Origin of the sequence: Citrobacter sp. wls827 (assembly GCF_005280875.1) — a bacterium.
GTDB lineage: Bacteria > Pseudomonadota > Gammaproteobacteria > Enterobacterales > Enterobacteriaceae > Citrobacter > Citrobacter youngae.
Genome location: NZ_SZWR01000012.1, coordinates 229,070 through 233,697 on the forward strand (window position 1 = coordinate 229,070; position 4,628 = coordinate 233,697).

A 4,628-nucleotide genomic window follows, 5' to 3' on the forward strand; every position below is an offset into this window, starting at 1 on the left:
CCAGTGCGAGCAATATCAACGTGGATTATGGTGCGAGGGGGGGGACTTGAACCCCCACGTCCGAAAGGACACTAACACCTGAAGCTAGCGCGTCTACCAATTCCGCCACCTTCGCATACCATCGACACTCAAAAAGTATCGTTACCACGGAGGCGCATTCTAGTTGTTTTCAACTTTTCGTCAATAGTTAATTGTCCAGGCTGGGCCGATTGATGCAAAAACGGCCACGTGAATGGCCGTTCGCTGCGAGACAATTACGCTTTTTTCGCCTGGCGCGTCATGATGGTGCGATAGACCTTGAAGCGCCCAGTCTGCGCGATAACTTCGTGGAAGCCAAACACTTCATCCAGTACTTTCGGATAAGGCAGGAAGGCGTTGGCTACAATTCGCAGTTCGCCACCGCTGTTAAGGTGACGCACCGCGCCGCGAATCAGCGTTTGCGCGGCATCCAGGCTGGTCTGCATGCCGTCATGGAACGGCGGGTTGGAGATGATCATATCAAAGCGACCCGTCACGTCAGAAAAGACGTTACTGGCGATGACGTCACCTTCAATACCGTTGGCGGCAAGCGTTGCGCGGCTGGCTTCAACAGCGGCGGCGCTAACATCGCACAGGGTTAAGCGCACTTTTGGCGAGTGGCTGGCAAGCGCGACGGAGAGAACGCCTGCGCCACAGCCGACATCCAGCACTTTGCCTTTGGTGTGCGGCGTCAGCGTGGAGAGCAGCAGTTGGCTGCCAACATCCAGGCCGTCACGGCTGAATACGCCCGGCAGCGTTTTGATGGTCAGATTGTCAGTCTGGTATTCGTCCCAGTATTTTTCAGCATCAAAGACCGGCTGCTTTTCCAGACGACCGTGGTACAGGCCACAGCGACGTGCGCTGTCGACTTTGTTCAACGGCACGTATTCGGCCAGCATCTGCTCGGCGCTACGTACGCCGCTGCGGTTTTCGCCAACAACAAAAATATCGGTACCCACCGGTAACAGCGAAAGAAGGTTCATCAACTGGAACTGGGCTTCAGGTTTATTCTTCGGCCAGTAGTAGATCAGCGTATCGCTATCGCCGACGTCATCGGCTTGAGCGACGAGGCTGAAGCGGACGTTGTCGCCCATCTGGCGGTTAAGCACCTGCCAGTGGTGAAGCTGCTGAGTGTGCGCACGGCTGGCGGCGCTTTCAAAATGGGCAGGCAGGTCATCCTGCAAATCACCGGCAAACAGAATACGGCTTTGTTCGAAATCATCACTGTGGCGCAGCAAGACTTCACTTGCCGGGGTAAAAGCAGACATGGAGTGCTCCTTAAATTGTACAGCGGGGGATTATAGTTGTTTGATGGCACGGATTCGACAAATTTGCTATATTTGCGCCCCTGATTACAGGAGCGTTTCGCTATGACATCCCGACGAGACTGGCAGTTACAGCAACTGGGCATTACGCAGTGGTCGTTGCGTCGTCCTGGCGCACTGCAGGGCGAAATCGCGATTTCCATTCCTGCGCATGTCCGTTTGGTGATGGTTGCGGAACAGTTACCCGCGCTAACCGAACCATTGATGAGCGATATTTTACGCGCATTAACCGTCAGCCCGGATCAGGTTTTACAACTGACGCCTGACCGTGTCGCCATGCTGCCGCAAGGTAGTCGCTGTAATAGCTGGCGGCTGGGAACCGAAGAGCCGCTGCTGCTGGAGGGCGCTCAGGTCGCGAGTCCTGCGTTTAATGAATTACGGGAAAACCCCGCGGCCCGCGCCGCGTTATGGCAACAAATCTGCGCATATGAACACGATTTCTTCCCTCGAACCGACTGATTTACCCGCAGCATTTCAGATTGAAAAACGCGCCCACGCTTTTCCCTGGAGTGAAAAAACATTTGCCAGCAACCAGGGCGATCGCTACCTCAATTTTCAGTTGAGGGTTGATGACGTGATGGCGGCCTTTGCGATTACGCAGGTCGTGCTGGATGAAGCTACGCTGTTCAATATTGCCGTCGATCCTGACTTTCAGCGCCGTGGGCTGGGGCGTGAGCTGTTGGAGCATTTGATCGATGAGCTGGAAAAGCGTGGCATTTTGACGCTGTGGCTTGAAGTGCGCGCCTCAAACGCCGCCGCTATCGCGCTGTACGAAAGCTTAGGCTTTAACGAGGCGACGATCCGTCGCAATTACTATCCAACGGCCGATGGTCACGAAGACGCCATCATCATGGCGTTGCCAATCAGCATGTAAGACAAGGTGTAATGATGAAGAAGTGGGACTGGATTTTCTTTGATGCCGACGAAACGCTGTTTACATTTGACTCGTTTACCGGCTTACAGCGGATGTTTCTCGACTATAGCATTACCTTTACCGCTGAAGATTTTCAGGACTACCAGGCCGTGAATAAACCGCTGTGGGTGGATTACCAAAACGGCGCGATTACCTCATTACAACTGCAGCATGCCCGTTTTCAGAGCTGGGCCGAACGCCTGAAGGTTGAACCGGGCCAGCTTAATGATGCATTCATCAATGCGATGGCGGAGATCTGCTCGCCGTTGCCGGGGGCGGTTTCTCTGCTCAATGCGATTCGTGATAAAACAAAAATTGGCATTATTACCAACGGCTTCACGGCGTTACAGCAAATCCGTCTTGATCGGACGGGGCTGCGCGATTATTTCGATCTGCTGGTGATTTCTGAGCAGGTTGGGGTGGCAAAACCCGACCCCCGTATTTTTGACCATGCGCTGGCGCAGGCGGGCAATCCTGACCGTTCTCGCGTGCTAATGGTGGGTGACACCGCAGAGTCCGATATTCTTGGCGGCATTAACGCCGGGCTATCCACCTGCTGGCTCAATACGCATCATCGCGAGCAGCCAGAGGGCATTCAGCCGACCTGGACGGTCACGTCATTAAGCGAACTGGAGCAGCTCCTGTGTAAACACTGATTGCCTCCCCCCCGTTGATGGGTAAAATAGCCGCAATTTTTCGTATTCAACTTGCCCGGCCCGTTGCCGTGCTTACCTAAGAAGATTTGACTATGACGTTGTCTCCTTATTTGCAAGAGGTGGCCAAACGCCGCACTTTTGCCATTATTTCTCACCCGGATGCCGGTAAAACGACAATTACTGAAAAGGTACTGTTATTCGGACAGGCCATTCAGACCGCCGGTACGGTAAAAGGCCGTGGCTCCAGCCAGCATGCAAAATCTGACTGGATGGAAATGGAAAAGCAACGTGGTATCTCCATTACCACCTCTGTGATGCAGTTTCCGTATCATGACTGCCTGGTGAACCTGCTGGACACCCCGGGGCACGAAGACTTCTCCGAAGATACCTATCGTACTCTGACGGCGGTGGACTGCTGCCTGATGGTTATCGATGCTGCGAAAGGTGTTGAGGACAGGACCCGTAAGCTGATGGAAGTTACCCGTCTGCGCGATACGCCGATCCTGACCTTTATGAACAAACTCGACCGTGACATCCGCGATCCGATGGAGCTGCTGGATGAAGTTGAGAACGAACTGAAAATCGGCTGTGCGCCGATCACCTGGCCGATTGGCTGCGGGAAGTTGTTCAAGGGCGTCTATCACCTTTATAAAGATGAAACGTATCTGTACCAGACCGGTAAAGGCCATACGATTCAGGAAGTGCGTGTTGTTAAAGGTCTCAACAACCCGGAACTTGATGCTGCCGTGGGTGAAGACCTGGCGCAGCAGCTGCGCGACGAGCTGGAGCTGGTGCAGGGCGCGTCCAACGAGTTCGACCATGAGTTGTTCCTTGCGGGCGAAATCACCCCGGTCTTCTTCGGTACCGCGTTGGGTAACTTCGGCGTTGATCATATGCTGGATGGCTTAGTGGAGTGGGCACCTGCGCCGATGCCGCGTAAAACCGACACCCGCATCGTCGAAGCCTCTGAAGAGAAGTTCACCGGATTCGTGTTTAAAATTCAGGCCAACATGGACCCGAAACACCGCGACCGTGTTGCTTTCATGCGTGTGGTTTCCGGCAAGTACGAGAAAGGCATGAAAATGCGTCAGGTGCGCATTGGTAAAGACGTGGTGATCTCCGATGCGCTGACCTTTATGGCCGGTGACCGTTCTCACGTAGAAGAAGCATATCCGGGCGATATTCTTGGTTTGCACAACCACGGCACCATCCAGATCGGCGATACCTTTACCCAGGGCGAAATGATGAAGTTCACTGGTATTCCGAACTTCGCGCCGGAGCTGTTCCGTCGTATTCGCCTGAAGGATCCATTGAAGCAGAAGCAGCTGCTGAAAGGTCTGGTTCAGCTGTCAGAAGAGGGTGCCGTGCAGGTCTTCCGTCCGATCGCCAACAACGATCTGATCGTAGGCGCCGTCGGTGTGCTGCAGTTTGACGTGGTGGTTTCACGTCTGAAGAGTGAGTACAACGTTGAAGCGATTTATGAATCCGTCAACGTGGCGACTGCGCGCTGGGTAGAATGTTCTGACGTGAAGAAATTCGAAGAGTTTAAGCGTAAGAACGAAATTCAGCTGGCGCTGGATGGCGGCGATAACCTCACCTATATCGCGCCAACCATGGTTAACCTGAATCTCACCCAGGAACGTTACCCGGACGTTCAGTTCCGTAAAACACGCGAACACTAATCGACCTTCCAGGGCACGGTATCCGCCGTGCCCT

General features: G+C 54.0%; 5 protein-coding genes and 1 tRNA gene. 4 read left to right on the forward strand and 2 right to left on the reverse strand.

The window, feature by feature from the left end:
- Positions 1-28: 28 nt before the first annotated feature.
- Together FDX03_RS07970 and rsmC are read right to left on the reverse strand one after the other, a co-directional pair.
- Positions 29-115: transfer RNA gene (locus tag FDX03_RS07970), tRNA-Leu, on the reverse strand.
- Between the two features lie 139 nt (positions 116-254).
- Positions 255-1,286, reverse strand: a complete 1,032-nt coding sequence (gene rsmC, locus FDX03_RS07975; RefSeq protein WP_137345760.1) for a 16S rRNA (guanine(1207)-N(2))-methyltransferase RsmC — start codon at positions 1,284-1,286, stop codon at positions 255-257.
- Between the two features lie 102 nt (positions 1,287-1,388).
- Here rsmC and holD point away from each other — a divergent pair, with 102 nt between their 5' ends.
- From holD to prfC, 4 genes are all read left to right on the forward strand, one after another.
- Positions 1,389-1,802, forward strand: a complete 414-nt coding sequence (gene holD / locus FDX03_RS07980; RefSeq protein WP_048212778.1) for a DNA polymerase III subunit psi — start codon at positions 1,389-1,391, stop codon at positions 1,800-1,802.
- Entirely contained in the window at positions 1,771-2,217 is a 447-nt protein-coding gene (gene rimI, locus FDX03_RS07985; RefSeq protein WP_003829985.1) for a ribosomal protein S18-alanine N-acetyltransferase, read from the forward strand. Before holD ends, rimI begins: the two co-directional genes overlap by 32 nt.
- 14 nt (positions 2,218-2,231) lie before the next feature.
- Positions 2,232-2,912 carry a pyrimidine 5'-nucleotidase gene (yjjG, locus tag FDX03_RS07990; protein ID WP_137345820.1) on the forward strand — a complete coding sequence of 227 codons (681 nt, stop codon included), beginning with the start codon at positions 2,232-2,234 and terminating at the stop codon, positions 2,910-2,912.
- A 92-nt stretch (positions 2,913-3,004) separates the two neighbouring features.
- Positions 3,005-4,594 (forward strand): peptide chain release factor 3, encoded by a 1,590-nt coding sequence (gene prfC, locus FDX03_RS07995; protein ID WP_116360628.1) that lies wholly within the window; start codon positions 3,005-3,007, stop codon positions 4,592-4,594.
- Positions 4,595-4,628: the final 34 nt, after the last annotated feature.

What these genes read in the sequence shown, in the direction of transcription:
- rsmC (WP_137345760.1), bottom strand. Translation starts at nt 1,286, where the DNA reads ATGTCTGCTTTTACCCCGGCAAGTGAAGTCTTGCTGCGCCACAGTGAT.
- holD (WP_048212778.1), top strand. Translation starts at nt 1,389, where the DNA reads ATGACATCCCGACGAGACTGGCAGTTACAGCAACTGGGCATTACGCAG.
- rimI (WP_003829985.1), top strand. Translation starts at nt 1,771, where the DNA reads ATGAACACGATTTCTTCCCTCGAACCGACTGATTTACCCGCAGCATTT.
- yjjG (WP_137345820.1), top strand. Translation starts at nt 2,232, where the DNA reads ATGAAGAAGTGGGACTGGATTTTCTTTGATGCCGACGAAACGCTGTTT.
- prfC (WP_116360628.1), top strand. Translation starts at nt 3,005, where the DNA reads ATGACGTTGTCTCCTTATTTGCAAGAGGTGGCCAAACGCCGCACTTTT.